We start from the raw sequence: 15,912 nt of genomic DNA, 5'->3' as shown, positions 1-15,912 counted from the left end.
TTAAAGACTGTCTTCAAGATATAGTTCTTGGGTCAGTTTTTTTGTCTTTAAATCTAAATTTTGCAAAATATAAGGGGTTAAACTATCGCCGGGATTTTGATAAATTTTAATTCCTGTATCTGCCACAGTAGCTAAAAATTGTGAAATTACTATATTTAAGGGTTGACTAAAAAAAGAAATATTCTGATTATCCTTTTCCTCAACTGCTACTTGGGTTTCAGGCAGCACAAATTTCATTAATCCTCGCGGAACCTCAATCTCGTTTGGCGCAATTACCCCGTACCAGTACATAAAATTTTCAGGACCAAAAACCACCAAACTACTGCGAGTATTATTTAAATTATTCTGGGCAATAAAATTCAGAAAAGTCTGGTCTTGTTCCATTGCCATATTTGATTCGGTGAAAGTTTTTTGTTCATCCATTAATTGGTCCGGAAAAGGGCGTCCAACAAAAGTTACTTTTTTTTGCAGTTTTTTCATAAAATCTCCTAATATTCATCTAATTCAGCTAAGGGAATAATCTCACCAGCTAGAAAAGCATCAATTTCGCTAGTGGTAAAGCCGTGAGTAAATAAATAGTTGCGTATTTTGTTTTGTTTCTGACCTTCAGGCAAACGACGAAACCGTTTATACGCTTTTATCCCCTGCTTTTTTAATGCTTCTATTTGATCTTCGTCATTTTGCGATAAATTAATTTGAGCAATTATTTCACTGGTAAGAGCACTAGAAAAGCCATGACTTAATAACTTGGCTGTCATTTTACGTTCAAGCTCGCGCCTGGAAAATTTCCCCACTTTACTTTTCATAGATTTAAGGACCTTCTCACCCGGCTTAAACCAGTCATCATCAGCTATTTCAGCTATAGTATTGTCAATTATTTCCGGAGCAATACCCTTCTGCCTCAACTTATTACTGATACCAATTGGTCCATCAGTACCAATGCGCAAATTTTGTCTAACCAGTAATTGGGCGTACTTGGCGTCGTCCAAAAAGCCCATTTCTGTTAGCTGACTGACTGCTGCTTGCGCCGACTCATTGTCAATGTCGTGTTTATTAAGGTATTGTAAAACCTCAAAAACTGTTCTGGGTTCATAACTTAAATAATTTGTCGCAATATTAGTTGCCTTTGCACCGGCATCAAACTGTTTAATTGCCACAATTTGTTCTTCAGTTAATTCCTGACCCTTCAAGAGCATAAACTCAGCCACTGTTTGCTCACTGGCAGAAAAAGAGTATGTGCCATCTAAAAAAATATTGTAGCGTCCAGGTCTTTTTTGACTGCTAACTTTAGTAATAATTGGCATAATAATTTACCTTTCTACTCATCAACTCCATGCTAGCAAATTTTGCTCATTCTTGCTAAATACTTTTTTCTGGGAGTACAATAAATTGTTAACATTTACTATTTTATTGTAGAAAGAAAACTATGTACAAGAATTTTAATCAAAAGAAACAAAAAGATAAAGATATTATTATTACCATCAAAAGACTTGGTATTAATGGTGAAGGAATTGGTTATTACCGCAAGAAAATCATTTTTATACCAGGTGCTTTACCAAGCGAAGTGGTAGTAGCCAAGATTATTAAAGAATATCCGCGCTACATTGATGCCGAACTGGTACGTATTAAGGAGAAAAGTCCAGATAGAGTTGCTTTCCCTAATAATGTTGACCCCGCAATTGGCGGACTGGAACTTGCTCATTTAGCATATCCAAAACAACTTGAATTTAAAAGAGATAATGTTCTAGAAGCTCTTGAAAAATACCATCCCCGCGGTTATCACAAATATAAAGTTAAAAAAACTATTCCTGCACCTGAAGAATGGCATTATCGCAACAAAGCGCAATATCAAATTGAACAAAATCACGGTCAAATAAGTCTAGGTCTTTTTGCCCCCAATTCACACCAGCTGTTTGATTTGCCGGAAATGCCCACTCAAAATAAAGACACTCAAGAAACTGAGCGCAAAATCAAAAATCTGGTAGAGAAGATGCACATTAAAATAGCTGATCCTTACCGGCATTTTGATGGTCTTAAAACAATCGTGGTGCGTCAAGCACATGCTACCCGTGAAATTCAGGTAACACTAATTACTGTCGGTCGCAGTATTAAAAACCTAAGTCAGCTGGCCCAAGAAATTATGCAGCTTCCTAACGTAGTCAGTGTTTATCAAAATGAAACTGACTGGCGTAATCCGCAAGTCTGGGGCAACAAAACCACTAAATTGGCCGGCAAAAATCAGATTACTGATGAAATTCTCGGCAAAAAATTTGCATTGTCACCACGAGCTTTCTTCCAATTAAATCCAGTACAAACCATTACCCTTTATTCAAGAGCGCTCAAATTCTTAGACCTAACGCCTGAAGAAACTCTGATTGATGCTTATAGTGGTGTGGGCACACTGGGAATTTTAGCAGCTGATCAGGTCAAGCAGGTTATTGGTATTGAAACCATCCCTGAGGCAGTTGCTGATGCAAACCATAATGTGGAACTCAACCATATTAAAAATGCTAATTACATTCAGGGCAGCGTAGAAAAAATTTTACCTGAATTAGCCAACAATGGCGTGCCGATTGACGCATTAATTGTTGATCCCCCACGTACCGGCTTAGCTAAAAGCTTAATCAAAACCTTATTGAAGGTTAAGCCTAAAACCTTTGTTTACATCTCTTGCAACCCTTCCACTTTGGCGCAGGATTTAGTTTTATTAAGCGAGGCCTATAATGTCAGGCTAATAGAAAATGTAGACATGTTGCCGCAAACACCGCGCTGTGAATGTGTTGTTAAGTTAACTTTAAGATAAATGAAATAGTTGCCGCAAATTGCGACAACTATTTTTTAGTGGATTAGGTTTAAATGTTTAAAATTCGCGATTTTAAGCAAATAATCATTTGTATAAAACTAAATAAACTTTTTTGAGCTTGCCATTTAAGATTAGACAACAAACAAATTATGGAGATAGAAAATATGATAACCTTAACCACACATTTATCTTAACAGATACATGTAAGCGCTAGCAAGCATAAAGCGTAATCTATTTGATATATTTAGCTAAAAATGTTGCAACCCGTTTTTTGTATTCATTGGGGTGTTTTGAAAACGACTTGGCGTGTTTAGCTTTGGGTGCAACCCATATTTCCTTTGGCCCCTTAGTAGCCTTATAATTAGGATAGACCATTCTAGTAGGTACAAAATTGTCACGACTGCCATGAATAAAGAGCATTGGCCGATGATTTTTATGTAATTGGTTTACACTGGAGGCATTACCCATAAAGTAGCCAACTTTCAGCCTATTAATGCCGCTTAAAATCTCAACTAAAGGAAAACGTGGAAAGGCAGGCATATTGTATAAAACTCCTGCCTCGTGTTCAATTTCGTCTTTAACACTAGTATAGCCGCAGTCTTCAATAAATACTTTAACTTGCTGAGGCAGTTTCAGACCACTGGTCATCATGGCAGTTGCCGCACCCATGCTCAAGCCATAAACTACAATTTGTTGCTGCTTACCAGTCTTTTGCAACAAATAATTAATCCACTTCTTGACATCATCTTTTTCTGGCCAACCATAACCGATATAATTTCCTTCACTCTTGCCTTGGGCCCGCGGATCAGGTGTTAAAGTATTGTAGCCCAATTCGTGAAACAAGGCATCATATTCACCCATATCTTCTTTGGTATCCATATAACCCGGCAAAACAATAGCTGTTTTACTAGAATTTTTATGAGGAATATAATTAGCATCTAACTTATATTTACCGTCAGCCGAAGTCATGTACCACTTTTCTTTTGCGGTTTTCTTAAACCAGATTTTTTCACGGTAAAGTGGGTCTGATTTCTTGATCACCTTGCTGGACGATGATAAAAAGCTTTTTTCACCCGGAACACATGCTACTGTGAAAAAGTAGTAGCCAGCTCCCGTAAACAGCAAGCATACTAGTAAGATAATAACAATTAATGACACCCACAACTTTTTATGTTTTAATTTTTTCACTTAGTTAAGCCGTCCTTACTAAAATAATATCTTATAGTATAACATTTTTAATTTGTATAGGAATAATAAAATGCGATTAACTGACTTTTTACAATTAACCAACGATTTAAATAACCAAACTAACTTGTACCTAACTATTGACCAAAAGGCAATTCCGCTGGCAAAAGTAAAGATTACCAGTACAGCTTGCCTATTTATTCCGGGCAAAAAGCCACTAACCAAAGACAAATTTATTAAATTGGTATAAAATATTCATGGTCGTAGTATTCCCATATACATAAGTCAGAATGACCAAAAAATTTCAGTTTATGGGATACAAATTATGACCAGTCAAAATGCCATTAGACTAACTTAAAAAATGCTGCTAAAAGCAGCATTTTTTGCTTGATCTATTTTTGCCGATATTGTCGGACGTGATTTTCAGTACCGGCAAAGTACCACTTGCCGCTCTGCTCATCACTTGCAAGTTCCAAACCATCTTCTGGGACTTGCAAAGCTTGATTAAAAATTTGTTCATATTCTGGAATACTTAATTTTTGTCTTCGCGCAATCATTGTTTGATCTGCAGTCTTATGCAAAGCTTGTTCATAATTGTTAACAATTTGCCCAGAATAAAACTCTCCCATTGCACCGGAACCATAAGAAAACAAACCAATTTTGGCGTTTTCTGGCAACTGTGTATTTTCCAATAAACTCAGAAGACTTAGGTATAAAGATGCAGTATAGATATTACCAATTTCCTTACTATAACAAGCACTTGCAGTAAAATTATCCGCTAGACGCTTTTTAGTTTCCTCATCTTCTTTCTCAATTGCCAACTGGTTTGCCTTGAAACCCATTTTCACAAAAGGCAAATGATAAAGTAGCGCTGTAAAATCACTGGTTTTGCCACCTGTTTGAGTTTGATATGCAGTGTAAGTATGTTTAAAGAAGTCCAAATAGACGTTTTTGGAATATTTACCATCAACCAGTGCCACTGGGGAATCATTGGGACGCCAAAAATCGTTAATATCTGCGCTATAAGCACTATGACCTTCATTTAAAGTCATAATTTGAGGATCAGCCTTAATCAAGACGCTTATACTGCCCGCACCCTGAGTGACCTCGCCACCTGTGTTAACACCATACCGCGCAATATCTGCTCCAATAACAATTGCGCTGTGGTTTGGGTGCAAGCGCACATAATCACGAGCAATCATTATGCCAGCGGTCATACCAAAACATGCTTCTTTTATTTCGAAAGTTCTCACATTTGCAGGCAAGTTTAAAGCTGATTTGACAAAAAGTGAAGCTGATTTAGATTGATCAACCCCGCTTTCTGTTCCCACTATCAACAACCCGACTTTTTCGAGTTCAACCTGATCTAAATACCTCAAAGTTGCGTTTATTCCCATTGACACGGCATCTTGAGTTTGATCAGCCACACTCATTTTTCTTTGTCCAATCCCGATCAAAAATTTATTGGGATCCTCATTGCGCGCGTGCGCCAAATCCACCATATCAACATATTTATTTGGAGTATAAAAACCAATTTGATCAATTCCGACTTGCATTGTTTTCCTTTCTAACTTCTTGTAAAAATTCTCGCGCAGCTGCTTGACTGTATTTTTTAGAGCTGACCAGCTTTTGCAAAACTGCCTTTTGCTCTTGCGAAGTTGCTTTAAGACTGGCAACAATATTCCTGGCTTGCAATTTCATGTGTCCTTTTTGAATACCTTGAGTGGCGATTGCCAATAAAGCCGCCAAGTTATTAGCTAAACCAATCGCAGCGATAATATCCGCTAGTTGATTGCTGGTAATATTTTTACCCAAAATGCGATAACTTTGCTTGATATCTTTTCTGGAATTGATTGAGCCGCCAACGGTGCCAATTGGTAAAGGAACGCTGAGCTGACCTATCAATTTGTCTTCTTGCACAATCCATTCACTCAGGTTGGTATATGAGCCGCTGCTACTTGACCAGACTCCACAAGCTGCTGCTACAGCCCTGGTATCATTACCGGTTGCCAGTAAGACTGCATCAATGCCATTCATAATCCCCTTGTTATTGGTGACGGCTCTCATGGGGTCAGTTTGACCAATTTTACTTAGCAAAGCGATTTTTTGCGCTGTTTTTCTGCCGCCAATTATTGCAACAGGCACCTCAACTTTAACTTTAGTTATTTGACTGGGATAATTAGATAAAATAGCAAATAATTTTTGCTCAATACCAGGACAAGCAGAAAGTTTAGCCGCCATGTACTCTAAAATAGAATTTACCTTGTTTGCTCCCATAGCTTCAGCTGGATCGACTAGGATTTTTAAAAAAAGCAGTTCTGCTTCTTGTTTTGCAGTAATAGTTTTCACACCGCCACCGTGGTTGACTAAACTGGCAAATTTATTATTAGTCAGCTTGATGAGTTCTGGAAAAAGAACCTGCAATTTAGCTACCTGAAAATCTTCACTAACTTGCAATATGATTTGACCCCAAATGCCGTCACGGTGACTTTCCGCTATAAAACCTCCAGCCTTTGCTGCAATACTGGCACCATGGTTTGCCGCAGCCACTACTGATGGTTCTTCAGTGGCCATAGGAACTTGATAGTTTTGACCATTAACACGGAGATTTTGCACAATGCCAACCGGCAAACGCAATTGTCCTACCACGTTTTCACTTAACAAATTAAGTTCGTCCAGCACTTCGGTGTCAATCTCATCCAGTTCAATTCCCTGCTGCTTAAGCAATTCCCGTCTTTTAGCAGGTGGTAATTCATAAAATTTCATTTTAACATCTCTCAACTTCACATGCGATTGCCTGTCCGCCACCGATACAAAGGGTAACTAGCGCTTTGCGACCATTGATGTGATTCATGATGTTGATTGCTGTCCCCACTAAGCGAGTACCTGTGGCAGCCAGTGGGTGCCCTAAAGCAATAGCGCCACCAAAAATATTTAGCTTGGCCTCTGGAATTTCCAGCTGCTTAGCTAGAGCAACACTTGGAGCAGCAAAAGCTTCATTAACTTCAATTGCATCGTAATCATCTAGCGTGTTATTTGTTTTTTGCAATAATTTTTTGACTGCAAAATAAGGCGCCATGCCCATATATGCGGGATCAGTACCTGATTCAGCAAATGAGCCTAGTCGCGCAAGTGGTTTTAAGTTTAATTCTTGGACTTTCTCGCCAGTCGCCAAAATAATCATACTGGCGCCGTCACTTAATGGTGAAGAATTACCGGCAGTGATTAAACCATTTTCTTTAAAAACAGGCTTTAGTTTGCTTAGCGCATCTAAATTAGTATCTGGACGGATCGTTTCATCCTGCTGGACAAATTTTCCGTTAGTTTTTACAGCAATTATTTCGTCTTTAAAAAAATCCTGTTGGACAATTTCTGCTGCTTTGTGATGCGACTTTGCACTATATTGATCCATTTCTAAGCGACTAATACCATATTTTGCAGCCACATTTTCGGCAGTTAATCCCATGTGTGAACCGGAAAAAGCATCAGTTAGACCATTTTGGAGCATTTCGCTCTGAAACTGGGGCTTTGCTTTATCTTTTGCCAAATAAGTCGCATTAGTCATACTTTCTGCGCCGCCCACAGCCACTAAGTCAAAGTCACCTAACTCCATTTGTCCTTGAGCCACGCGAAGTGCTTTCAGGCTTGAACCGCAAACTTCATTGATGGTAACGCTACTGCTCTTTTCACTCATTCCAACATTTAAAGCAATTTGCCGAGCCATATTTTGACCTAAACCAGCTCCTAAAACATTGCCCATAAATAGCGCATCAAGTTTTTCAGCTGCTAAATCAATGCTTGTTAAAGTTGCTGATAGTGCTAATTCGCCCAAATCGACAGCGCTTTTTTCTGCCCACAAGCCGCGATACCGACCAAAAGGAGTCCTTTTAGCTGCAACAATATAAATATCTTTCATTTTACCTATCCCCTAGCAAAAAGTTTCAACGTGCATGATACAAAAATTTATTGCTCAAAGACAGTAAAAAGCGCCACATTAAGAAAAATTTTATACAAAAAAAGAAACCATTAATTAATGGTTTCCAAAGTTGCAAAATTCAACTATTTATTATTCTTTACCTTGCTTTTCCAATTTTTTACCCAAATTGATAATATATTTGCGCAAAGCATCTTTTGTTTCAGGATGCTTTAAGCCGTATTCAATTGATGTTTCCAAATAGTTTTCCTTATTACCAACATCATGGCGTACGCCATTGAAGACATGGGCAAAAACACGCTGAGTTTTGTTCATAGTATCAATTGCATCTGTCAATTGAATTTCTCCGCCCTTATCAGGTTTTTGCTCAGCTAAAATTGGGAAAATCTCTGGTGTTAAGAGATAGCGTCCAATAATGGCAAAATCACTTGGTGCCTTATCAACAGCCGGCTTTTCAACAAAAGACTTAACGTTAATCAAACCGGGCATAATTTCATTTTCAGGCTTAATAATGCCATATTTAGAAACTTCTTTGTGAGGCACCGGCATGACAGCAATTGTAGAAGCATGAGTTTCATTATAGCGATCAATTAGCTGCTTAGTTAACGGCACTTTATCCATCATCAAGTCATCGCCGAGCATGACGACAAATGGCTCATCTCCGACAAAACTGCGTCCGCGCGCAATTGCATCCCCTAATCCAGCCGGATAAGGTTGGCGGGTATAGTAAATATTAATGCCCAAGTGCGTAATGTCTTGAGACATTTTTAGCAGTCCTGTTTTGCCCTTTTCTTGTAAATTTTGTTCAAGTTCTGGATTTGAATCAAAATGATCTTCAATTGACCGTTTATTTTTACCGGTGACAATTAAAATGTCTTCAATACCAGATTTCTTGGCTTCTTCGACAATAAATTGAATTGTAGGTTTGTCAACAATTGGCAACATTTCCTTAGGCATTGACTTGGTTACCGGCATAAACCTTGTACCCAGTCCTGCTGCCGGAATAATTGCTTTCCTTACTTTCATTACCTGTACACTTTCTATAAATCACAAACCTAATATACCAAAATATTTTCCATTGTGCCAATTTTTACCGGTGGCGCTTTCTTTGAATATATTCAGCAAGTCGGCCTACAGAATAATGGACGCCACCATAATTAAGCGTCACAATAGCTGAATTAACGCAAGTACCTAACAGGAATACAATCGACGAAATATTGAGCCAAAGCATAAATATGATAAATGTACCAATAATGCCATAGTTTTCCCAGCTAATTCGAAAATGATGCAGGTAGAACCCAAAAAGCCAAGACAAAATAATCCAGCCGAATAAGGTGGTAAATACACCCGGCCAAATAACTTTCTTTTTCAGCCTAATATTAGGCAAAAAGTAATTTAAATAATATAGCGCGCCAATCATCGTAATTATGATGACGGGATAGCGATAGCTAAATATTTTTTCAATTTCACCAACTGAAAAAGAGAAAATAGGTTTTAAAAATTCCAATACCTGCTGACCAAAGATAAGCGTCAAACTAAGCAAAGTAAAAACGATAATCATTAAATTGGTCAGCATGATTGTGATTGATCTTGTCCAAACTGTAATTTGCCATTTTTGTTTTAATTCATCAGCACGTACGCCATAAACACGGTTCATACCAATTCGAATCGCGTTAACCAAAGAAGACACAGACCACAATGCCAAAACAATACCAAAAGAAATATAACCAGTAGACTTACTTTTGAGTAACGAGTTAATTATCGGCATTATAAATTTGGCAATCTTGTCTGGAAAAATTAATTTTAAATAACTGGCAATCGGGTCAGTATTAATATGGAATAACGGCAAAACGTTCCCGATTATAATAATTAATGGAAAAATCGAAAACAAGACATAATAAGCAATCGCAATTGCACTGGTTAAAACTTCACCTTGGGTAAATTTTAAGGAGACAGTTTTATAGAATAAAAATGAACGTTTTTTGATTGCCTCAGCTTTTCTTCCCATGCACCTTAGTCATCCATTTCGTCAAAATGAGGTAGATATTTTTCGTAACCATCGTATGGTTTTTGCAAAGTTAAAATCTTAGGACCATCTTTAGTAATGGCAAAAGTATGTTCAAATTGGGCAGATTTTGAACCATCAGGTGTGGCATAAAACACCCAGTCATCTTTAGGATCTGGTACGCTTTTTTCTACAATTCGCCAGTCGCCACCAGCTTCAACCATTGGTTCACAAGTGATAGTCATTCCTTCACGTAAGCGCAAGCCATGTCCAGCTTTGCCCCAATGAGGTACCTCAGGATCTTCGTGAATGCTTGGTTGAATACCGTGACCTACCAGCTCTTTCACATCACCATAATGGTGTTCATCTTCTACAAAATGCTGAATAGCAGCCCCAATGTCACCAATGCGGTTTCCTAAAACTGCCTGATCAATTCCTAAATACATAGCCTTTTTTGTGGTATCCATTAAATCCTGATCTGCTTGAGAAATTTTGCCTACTGGATAAGTCGTACATGAATCTGTTTCATAACCATTAAGGTTGCAAGTAACGTCAACTTTTACCAGATCGCCCTCTTTTAAAACAAAGTCTTTTCGTGGTGTTGCATGGGCAATCTGATCATTAACAGAAATGCAGGTGCCGTATTTATAGCCCTCAAAACCTTGTTCTGAGAGTCGACCTCCCCGTCTTTTAACAAAATCTTGACAAAATTCTTCAATCGTCCAAGTTGTAATTCCCGGTTTAATTACATCGCGCAAGCCTTCAAACATTGAAGCTAATAATCGACCTGACGCCTGCATACCCTTGAGTTCTCTAACGGATTTAATTGTAATCAAATTTAATTTCCCCTCTGTAAAATGATGTTTGATTACATTATAGCGTTTTTTAAAAGTTTACTAAAGAATTTCATAAAAGCAGTAAAATTGGGTATAATGTTTTGGTGAATCAGTTTTTGTGAAAGGTATGAACAAAATGAAGGCTAGAATTGTCTACGCAAGTATGACCGGTAATGATGCTGATATAGCAGATATATTAGATGAAGATTTACAAGATTATGGTTTTGATGTTGAAACCAGTGAAGCTGAATTTACCGATGCTAGTGATTATTTAACAACTGATCTGTGCATTTTCGTCACCTATACTTATGGTGAAGGACAAATGACTGATGAAATTGCTGATTTTTATGATCAATTAAAAGAATTAGATTTAAGCGGCAAGTTCTTTGCTGTTATGGGCAGTGGCGATAGAGTATATAACGATCATTTTTGCGAAAATGTTTTTGATTTTGAAAAAATGTTCAAAGAAGTGGGCGCTAAAGAAGTCACTAAGCCTGTAACAATCGAAAATGCCCCTGGTGATGACGACATCGACCTTATTGATAACGCAGCTAAGGAAATGGCTGAGCAACTAAATGGTTAAAAATAAAAAAATGGATTCTAGAAAATTTAACTCGGTATCAGATCCTAAAATCCATCGCCTAGCCAATAATCTGGTTAAAAGACATCGTAATTTATTTGTTTACATGGTTTTTGGCTTTATTGCAGCTCTTATCAATACAGTAGTATTTATGGTACTGCATAAGTGGTGGCATAGCGTGGTGCTAGTTTCTAATACTATTGCCTTTATTATTTCAAACTTAGCTTCGTTCGTATTTAATCAAAAAGCCGTTTTTATTAATAACGTAGATGAGGAACATTCAACTTGGCAAAAATTAATTGTCTTCTTTACCTACAGAATTATCAGTCTCATTCCTGACAGTTTAATCATGCTGGTTGGTTTGTCTTGGTTGCACTTAGATGCTCTGTTCGTGAAAATTGTTGATCAAGTTTTAGTAGGTATTTTCAATTACCTGACTACTAGATCCGTGTTTCAAGCACAAGAAACAACGATGATTAAGAGGGCAAAAGAAAAAATTAAAGCGCGCAAAAACAAAAGGTGATAACTTGTAAGTTATCACCTTTTTAAATTATCTGTTTTTATTTTAAGCATTCACTTGGTGAGCAATCATATTCTTTTGATAATTGCTAAATAGAACAATTAGTCCTATTAGCAGTGCTAAGAATCCACTAATGACAAACGCATTGATTTTTACGTTGCTAAACATTTTGGTTAGAGGGTTAATTACAAAAGGACTAATTACTCCTCCGATGGGATTAATTGCTTGGTAAACACCCAAAGCCATTGAAAAAAACTCAAAATAAAAAAGCTGATAATTATCAGCTTTAATATCAAATTTAAGTAGTTTATTCAAAGTCTTCTGGACGTTGCCCTTTATTTTTAGCAAAATAATACGCAATATCAGCCATGATTCTGTCAGACGCATGCCCATCACCATAAGGATTTTTCGCACTGGCCATCTGATCATAAATCTCTTTATTATCAAGTAGTTCAACCATTGCTGCTTTGACCGCATCAACCTGGGTTCCGACCAACTTAAGCGTCCCCGCTTTAACGCCTTCCGGTCTTTCCGTGGTATCACGTAAAACCAAGACAGGTTTGTTTAAAGCTGGAGCTTCTTCTTGAACGCCGCCGGAATCAGTCATAATAAAGTAGCTGAGCTTAGCCAAATTATGAAAATCTACTACATCTAGTGGCGCAATTAAATGAATTCTGGGATCATCCCCAAAGATTTCATGGGCAACCTTTTGTACTCGTGGAGAAAGGTGGACGGGATAAATCATTTCAACATTATCGTGGCTATCAACAACTTGTTTCATAACTTTAAATACCCGTCTCATTGGTTCACCTTGATTTTCCCGACGGTGCATTGTCACCAAAATAATTTTACTTCCTGGTTTAATAAGATCCAAAACTTCATGATGATAATTGGCTTGGACAGTTTCTGATAGAGCATCAATTGCTGTATTGCCAGTCACAAAAATATTCTCTGCGTTATGATTTTCTGTTAATAAGTTTTGCTTACTTACTTTAGTAGGTGCAAAATAAAGATCAGCCAAATCATCTGTCATTTGCCGGTTCATTTCCTCAGGAAAAGGTGAGTATTTATGCCATGTTCTAAGTCCTGCCTCAACATGGCCGAGTGGGCACTGAAGATAAAAGCTGGCTAGACCTGCCGCAAAACTGGTAGTAGTATCCCCATGAACCAAGACAATGTCAGGCTTAACATCCTTTAATACATTAACCATATCAAGCAATACCTTAGTTGTGATACCTTCCAAGGTTTGATTTTTCTTCATAATGTTAAAGTCATAATCAGGTTTAATTTTAAAAATGTTAAGTACCTGGTCCAACATCTCTCGGTGCTGGGCAGTTACTACTGTGACTTCTGTAAAACGTTCATCTTTTTTTAGCTTTTGCACTAAAGGAGCCATCTTAATTGCTTCTGGTCTGGTTCCAAAAACCGTCATTACTTTAATTCTACTCATAAAGTCCTCCACATCATTACCATATTAATAAAATATTCACAAAAAGACAAGTTATTATTTTCTTAATTTTTATTCTTAAGCAAAAGTTGGTGAAAAAATGAATTATAGTTTTACCTTATTGTTAATCACTGGCTTATTGATTGTTGTTGCCAGTTTTTGCCTAGTCTTTAGTTGCGACTCCAAAAAAACGCCAAAGCAAAGAAAAGTTTTGTTAGCAATTGCCTCAATTCTTTTTCTTATCATTGGCCTTTTAGTAATGAAAATTTGGCATTCACCATTAGGATAATATTTCTAAATTAGCATTGCGTTTAAAAGTTTGGTAATTAAACAAAAATCGTAACACTAACAAGTGTTACGATTTATCAAATAAAACAGTAAGTATGATCCTATTTATTTTCATTTAAAAGATAGTTATAGCTATCTCCCGCTTTAACAAAACTGCATGGTATTTGATTAGCAAAAATCTGTGGCAAATAATTCATCATATACTTAACCCCAAACTCTTCCAAATTAAAATGACCGACCGTCAACAATGCTTTGTTAAGTCCTAACATATTACTATCCCTAATGTACTCACTTAACGTGAAGTCTATCACTTCAAGTCCTAAAACTAAGTCAAAATTTTCCTGATCAATTTTGGTGATTAATTCCTTAGCATCCCCTAAATTATGCGTCGGTATCAGCACTTTACTTACCGGCGTCATAGGGTCACCAAAGATCTTGCAGCCATTCAAATCTCCTTTTGCCATTAATTTTTGGGCTACACTAGCAACTGTCGTTTGCGGAATTTGATATTCACGATACTTAGCTCTTAAATATCCAGCCGTTCCCTTTACACCTCCTGTCGCATATTCAGCCCAGCCCATTTCTTGGGCAAAGCCATAAAAAATACCATCGAAGTATTGGTCTTTAACGGGTATGCCACCAAAATGAATGTGGTCATGATCACGCCAAACTACAATCTGATTGTCTTCCAGCAGCTGCTTTTTCAGAGCAAAAGTTTTATTTTTATTAGCCGTCAGCCAATCAGTATGATCGCCGTGGTTCCAAAAAAGGGCCTCGTGAGAGATAATCAGATTTGCGCCCCGTTTAATCGCCGTTTTAATCACGTCAATATTAGCCCACGTAGTAGTCACAATACCGGTGCATTCTTTATTGCTAAATTCATTGCCAAACAAAATCCGATCACGTTTCATATCCGAACCGAGTTTTTGACCGGAATGATAATTTATCATTTTATCGATAACTTCTTTAATCTTCATTTTCTGCTTCTTTCTGAGTATCTTTTTGTTTCACTATTTGCCTGAGATGCATAATCAAATATATTTGTTCCGATTTACTAAGGTGATAATTAAAGGTTTCTGCTAAATAGTCACTAATTGCCTGTTCGCAGTCTAATAGTTCCGGATAATTCTTTATTATTTGCCGGTAAAGTTTCTTATCTTCCTTACTATCTCTAAAAAATTCCTTATTCTGAATTCTGGTTAGCAAAAACTTTAAATGAGTTTTTAAGCGCCGAAAATTGACTTTTTCATCAGTCATATCAAGGTGCAAATTTTCTGCAATAATCTCTAAAATGTCATTAGTAGCACGATTTTTAATTTGCTTACTATCATCGTAATTTTTTACTGATTCTTTTTCATTCTCTACAAAATGAATGGCTAAAAAACCAGCTTCGCTTTCAGGCAGAGCAACATCAAATTCCTGCTCAATGTAATTTTTGGCTAGTTGTGCTTGCTTAAATTCTTTATAGTAGTCTTCTTTTATTTCACTAATTGGTAATTCAGTTTCCCCATTTTTTTCTTTTGCCCGTTTAATGGTAAAGAAGATGTGATCTGCTAAAGAAATCAGTAAAAACGGGTTAAAAGTGGCTTGCATATTTGCACTAGCATCTTGAACTATTTTTTTGGCCACTTCGAAGTATTTGAGGGGTATTTCTTCACTTAGTGAGAGAAACGATCTAGACCAATCTGATTCTGCCTCTTTAACAAAAATCGCATCGTTTTTGTTCATGACAATTTTTTGCCCAGCTTTTTTCTGAAAACCAACTCCTTTGCCCCAAAGAATACTTTCTTTAGCGGTTTTTTTGTTTTTAACTAAAACAATATTATTATTAAAAACTTTCACAATGATCATTTAATTACTCCACAAAAGGCCTGATTAGCTATTCATCTTCGAAGTCACTTTTTTTATTTTTTAAGTAATCATTTACAAACACTATTTGTTTCTTGGCATCTTGTACAACCTGCATAATGCTGTCAGATGTTAATTTGTCTGCAGGTAGCAGTGCCAATTGAATAGCAACAATTAAATTAATTCCTGTGATTAAAAAAATATTTTCCTTGATGTATTTAGCGGCATTCTGATTAACGCTACCACCTAATAAATCAGTAAGAATAAGACATTTTTCGTTTGACTTCACTTTGCTTATTTCTGCAGCCAATTCTTTTTCCGGAAACTGGTTACTATTTTCATAAGCACAGATGGCGACAATTTGCTTATCAAGTCCTGTAAAAAAGTTGAGGGAATCTTTAAATCCCTGAGCCAAAGTTTTGTGAGTGACAATAATTATTTTTACCAAAATCAATTTCTCCACTTT

General features: G+C 36.9%; 19 protein-coding genes. 5 read left to right on the top strand and 14 right to left on the bottom strand.

Features of this window, described 5'->3' with window-relative positions:
• The gene (locus LACWKB8_RS03005) at positions 1-480 is read right to left on the bottom strand and encodes a hypothetical protein (protein ID WP_038521792.1); all 480 of its coding nucleotides are present in this window, start codon (positions 478-480) and stop codon (positions 1-3) included.
• Between the two features lie 8 nt (positions 481-488).
• Positions 489-1,304 carry a recombination regulator RecX gene (gene recX, locus LACWKB8_RS03000; RefSeq protein WP_038521789.1) on the bottom strand — a complete coding sequence of 272 codons (816 nt, stop codon included), beginning with the start codon at positions 1,302-1,304 and terminating at the stop codon, positions 489-491.
• A gap of 122 nt (positions 1,305-1,426) precedes the next feature.
• Between recX and rlmD the strand changes: the two genes are divergently transcribed.
• Positions 1,427-2,803, top strand: coding sequence for a 23S rRNA (uracil(1939)-C(5))-methyltransferase RlmD (gene rlmD / locus LACWKB8_RS02995; protein ID WP_038521786.1), 1,377 nt, complete (start codon positions 1,427-1,429; stop codon positions 2,801-2,803).
• A 231-nt stretch (positions 2,804-3,034) separates the two neighbouring features.
• Here rlmD and LACWKB8_RS02990 read toward each other — a convergent pair whose 3' ends face one another.
• Positions 3,035-3,991, bottom strand: a complete 957-nt coding sequence (locus tag LACWKB8_RS02990) for an alpha/beta hydrolase (protein WP_052059644.1) — start codon at positions 3,989-3,991, stop codon at positions 3,035-3,037.
• A gap of 70 nt (positions 3,992-4,061) precedes the next feature.
• On the opposite strand from LACWKB8_RS02990, the gene LACWKB8_RS09230 reads away from it, so the two are divergent.
• A complete protein-coding gene (locus tag LACWKB8_RS09230; protein ID WP_166484941.1) occupies positions 4,062-4,238 on the top strand; it encodes a hypothetical protein in 177 nt (58 codons plus the stop codon).
• Between the two features lie 142 nt (positions 4,239-4,380).
• Here the strand turns inward: LACWKB8_RS09230 and LACWKB8_RS02980 are convergent, their stop codons facing one another.
• From LACWKB8_RS02980 to map, 6 genes are all read right to left on the bottom strand, one after another.
• Positions 4,381-5,544, bottom strand: a complete 1,164-nt coding sequence (locus LACWKB8_RS02980; RefSeq protein WP_038521783.1) for a hydroxymethylglutaryl-CoA synthase — start codon at positions 5,542-5,544, stop codon at positions 4,381-4,383.
• The gene (locus LACWKB8_RS02975; protein WP_038521780.1) at positions 5,528-6,754 is read right to left on the bottom strand and encodes a hydroxymethylglutaryl-CoA reductase, degradative; all 1,227 of its coding nucleotides are present in this window, start codon (positions 6,752-6,754) and stop codon (positions 5,528-5,530) included. The genes LACWKB8_RS02980 and LACWKB8_RS02975 overlap by 17 nt, the downstream gene beginning before the upstream one ends.
• Position 6,755: 1 nt before the next feature.
• Entirely contained in the window at positions 6,756-7,904 is a 1,149-nt protein-coding gene (locus tag LACWKB8_RS02970; RefSeq protein WP_038521777.1) for a thiolase family protein, read from the bottom strand.
• Positions 7,905-8,054: 150 nt separating this feature from the next.
• Positions 8,055-8,948: a UTP--glucose-1-phosphate uridylyltransferase GalU gene (gene galU / locus LACWKB8_RS02965; protein WP_038521775.1), complete on the bottom strand. Its 894-nt coding sequence runs from the start codon at positions 8,946-8,948 to the stop codon at positions 8,055-8,057.
• 64 nt (positions 8,949-9,012) lie between these two features.
• Complete coding sequence (locus tag LACWKB8_RS02960; protein WP_052059643.1) at positions 9,013-9,930, bottom strand: YihY/virulence factor BrkB family protein; 918 nt, start codon at positions 9,928-9,930, stop codon at positions 9,013-9,015.
• A 5-nt stretch (positions 9,931-9,935) separates the two neighbouring features.
• Positions 9,936-10,763, bottom strand: coding sequence for a type I methionyl aminopeptidase (map, locus tag LACWKB8_RS02955; RefSeq protein ID WP_038521771.1), 828 nt, complete (start codon positions 10,761-10,763; stop codon positions 9,936-9,938).
• Between the two features lie 136 nt (positions 10,764-10,899).
• On the opposite strand from map, the gene LACWKB8_RS02950 reads away from it, so the two are divergent.
• Together LACWKB8_RS02950 and LACWKB8_RS02945 are read left to right on the top strand one after the other, a co-directional pair.
• Positions 10,900-11,346: a flavodoxin gene (locus LACWKB8_RS02950; RefSeq protein WP_038521768.1), complete on the top strand. Its 447-nt coding sequence runs from the start codon at positions 10,900-10,902 to the stop codon at positions 11,344-11,346.
• Positions 11,339-11,866 (top strand): GtrA family protein, encoded by a 528-nt coding sequence (locus LACWKB8_RS02945; protein ID WP_038521767.1) that lies wholly within the window; start codon positions 11,339-11,341, stop codon positions 11,864-11,866. Before LACWKB8_RS02950 ends, LACWKB8_RS02945 begins: the two co-directional genes overlap by 8 nt.
• Before the next feature lie 42 nt (positions 11,867-11,908).
• On the opposite strand, the gene LACWKB8_RS02940 is transcribed toward LACWKB8_RS02945, so the two are convergent.
• Together LACWKB8_RS02940 and wecB are read right to left on the bottom strand one after the other, a co-directional pair.
• Positions 11,909-12,109: a hypothetical protein gene (locus LACWKB8_RS02940; RefSeq protein WP_166484940.1), complete on the bottom strand. Its 201-nt coding sequence runs from the start codon at positions 12,107-12,109 to the stop codon at positions 11,909-11,911.
• A gap of 61 nt (positions 12,110-12,170) precedes the next feature.
• Entirely contained in the window at positions 12,171-13,313 is a 1,143-nt protein-coding gene (gene wecB / locus LACWKB8_RS02935; RefSeq protein WP_038521764.1) for a non-hydrolyzing UDP-N-acetylglucosamine 2-epimerase, read from the bottom strand.
• A gap of 97 nt (positions 13,314-13,410) precedes the next feature.
• On the opposite strand from wecB, the gene LACWKB8_RS02930 reads away from it, so the two are divergent.
• Positions 13,411-13,599 carry a hypothetical protein gene (locus LACWKB8_RS02930; protein ID WP_038521761.1) on the top strand — a complete coding sequence of 63 codons (189 nt, stop codon included), beginning with the start codon at positions 13,411-13,413 and terminating at the stop codon, positions 13,597-13,599.
• 100 nt (positions 13,600-13,699) lie between these two features.
• Here LACWKB8_RS02930 and LACWKB8_RS02925 read toward each other — a convergent pair whose 3' ends face one another.
• The 3 genes from LACWKB8_RS02925 to LACWKB8_RS02915 are packed head-to-tail and all read right to left on the bottom strand — an operon-like array spanning position 13,700 to position 15,894.
• Positions 13,700-14,575 (bottom strand): Nif3-like dinuclear metal center hexameric protein, encoded by an 876-nt coding sequence (locus tag LACWKB8_RS02925; RefSeq protein WP_038521758.1) that lies wholly within the window; start codon positions 14,573-14,575, stop codon positions 13,700-13,702.
• Positions 14,565-15,449 (bottom strand): PRD domain-containing protein, encoded by an 885-nt coding sequence (locus tag LACWKB8_RS02920; protein ID WP_038521755.1) that lies wholly within the window; start codon positions 15,447-15,449, stop codon positions 14,565-14,567. Before LACWKB8_RS02920 ends, LACWKB8_RS02925 begins: the two co-directional genes overlap by 11 nt.
• Before the next feature lie 28 nt (positions 15,450-15,477).
• A complete protein-coding gene (locus LACWKB8_RS02915) occupies positions 15,478-15,894 on the bottom strand; it encodes a PTS sugar transporter subunit IIA (protein ID WP_038521752.1) in 417 nt (138 codons plus the stop codon).
• Positions 15,895-15,912 lie beyond the last annotated feature (18 nt).

The sequence above is a fragment of the Lactobacillus sp. wkB8 genome (assembly GCF_000761135.1).
In the GTDB taxonomy this organism is placed as follows: Bacteria; Bacillota; Bacilli; order Lactobacillales; family Lactobacillaceae; genus Lactobacillus; species Lactobacillus helsingborgensis.
The sequence above is the reverse complement of the archived record's forward strand: the minus strand, read 5'-3'. Positions and strand labels throughout refer to the sequence as shown.